The sequence below is a fragment of the Ferrovibrio sp. genome, assembly GCF_041906005.1.
Classification (GTDB): Bacteria; Pseudomonadota; Alphaproteobacteria; order Ferrovibrionales; family Ferrovibrionaceae; genus Ferrovibrio.
Genome location: NZ_JAYRJY010000016.1, coordinates 1 through 1864 on the forward strand (window position 1 = coordinate 1; position 1864 = coordinate 1864).

2 protein-coding genes and 1 pseudogene are annotated in these 1864 nt (G+C 63.3%); all 3 read right to left on the minus strand.

The genetic code is table 11. The annotated features are described in order from the left end of the window. On the minus strand, window positions 1-190 hold a 190-nt coding region (locus tag ACE3OO_RS20180; protein ID WP_374305898.1), incomplete at its 3' end, for a hypothetical protein. Window positions 191-351: 161 nt separating this feature from the next. After that, window positions 352-1485, minus strand: coding sequence for an ABC transporter permease (locus tag ACE3OO_RS20185; protein ID WP_374305901.1), 1134 nt, complete (start codon window positions 1483-1485; stop codon window positions 352-354). Next, a pseudogene (locus ACE3OO_RS20190) lies at window positions 1482-1864 on the minus strand (ABC transporter ATP-binding protein); the annotation flags it as partial. The pseudogene ACE3OO_RS20190 and the gene ACE3OO_RS20185, both read right to left, overlap by 4 nt.

The window sequence follows — 1864 nt, forward strand, 5'->3', positions numbered from 1 at the left end:
AAATCTTGGCCAGATATTGCTGCAGAGCCGCGTCGGTGGATTGGCTGATGACGAGGGGATCCTGTCCCGCCGCCGGTGCCGGGCGCGTCTGGGCGCAGGCCGATATCAGGGCCACGGCGCCGGCCAGAAGGGCCGTCGTGCCATGGCGGCGCAGTTTGGTGAACAGGGTGGTCTTTCGTGACGCGGTCATTTTCTTTCTCTGCTCCTATTGGAACACCTTCCCCTTCTAGGTAGCGGGATCACCCCCGGATCACAAGTGACGCAGTTCACAGAGGGCCTGGAGCGACGATTGGCCCGGTATGGGCGTTGCAGCCGCGAATCCTTCGCAATCGGTCTAGAAAAGGGAGTGCCTCAATCCAGCGTGCGGCGATAGCGGATGAGGGCCAGGATCGCTGCCGCGACCAGGAAGGTCAGGATCGGCCACAGATCCGGCCAGATATCGGCCCAGCCGTTTCCTTTCAGCAGGATGCCGCGGACGATGCGCAGGAAATGGGTGAGCGGCAGTGCCTCGCCCAGGATCTGCGCCCAGGCCGGCATGCCGCGGAAGGGGAACATGAAGCCCGAAAGCAGCAGGGATGGCAGGAAAAAGAAGACGGACATCTGCATCGCCTGCAGCTGGTTGGTCGACAGCGTCGAGAAGGTGAAGCCGACGGCGAGATTGGCGGCGATGAAGATGATGGCGGCAAGGCTGAGGAGCGGCAGCGAGCCCACGAGCGGCACGGAGAAGAGATAGCGCGCGGCGACGACGATGATGGCGACCTGGACATAGCCGACGACGATATAGGGCAGGATCTTGCCCAGCATCACTTCCATCGGCTGCACCGGCATGGCGAGCAGGTTTTCCATCGTGCCGCGCTCACGCTCGCGGGTGACGGCGAGCGAGGTCATCATCACCATGGTCATGGTGAGAACGACGCCCATCAGGCCGGGCACGATGTTGTATTGGGTGATGCCCTCGGCGTTATAGCGCTTGTGCAATTGCACTTCGAAAGGTGCTTCGCCGTTCTGCAGCGCCTGCAGCGGCCCCTTGAGGTCATGGATGAGGGCGGCGCTGTCGAGGCCCTGCAAGGCCGAGAGCGCATTGCCGGTGGCGACGGGGTCGGTCGCATCCGCTTCGACCAGCAGGGCGGGTTTGCGCCCGCGCACGATATCCTCGGCAAAGTTCACTGGAATGTGGACGGCGAACTGCACCTCGCCCCGGCGCAGCATGCGGTCGGACGTGGCATCATCGACCGGGGCGCTGACGAAGCGGATATAGCCGGTATTCTCCATGGCGCGCAGCAGCGAGCGGGTGAAATTGGAATTTTCCGCCACCACTGCCACCGCCGGCAGGTTCTTGGGGTCGGTGTTGATGGCGTAGCCGAACAGCAGCAGCTGCATCAGCGGCACGCCCATCATCATGCCGAAGGTCAAGCGATCGCGCCGCATCTGGATGAATTCCTTGGCCAGCACGGCAAAGAAGCGGCGGAAGGAGAAGAGCGTCATGGCGTCTTGTTCCGCGGCTGCGGCGCGCCGTTATTGGCATCGATGTCGGCCATCAGCTGGATGAAGATGTCTTCGAGGCTTGGGCTTGAACGTTGCCAGCGAAGACCGGCGCGGGCGCGATAGGGCGCGATGCTGCGTTCCAGTGCCACCGCATCCCGTCCGCAGACATGGAGCACGCTGCCGAACGCTGCTACCGTGTCGATGCCGGGCAGATGCGGCAATTCGCGCGACAGCAGATGCAGGTCTGGGCCCTCGACCGACCAGGTGTCGAGCGCGTGCGCAGCGATGACGTCCTTGATCGTGCCCTTGGCGATGAGGCGGCCATAGGCGATGTAGAGGATTTCATGGCAGCGCTCGGCCTCGTCCATGTAATGCGTGC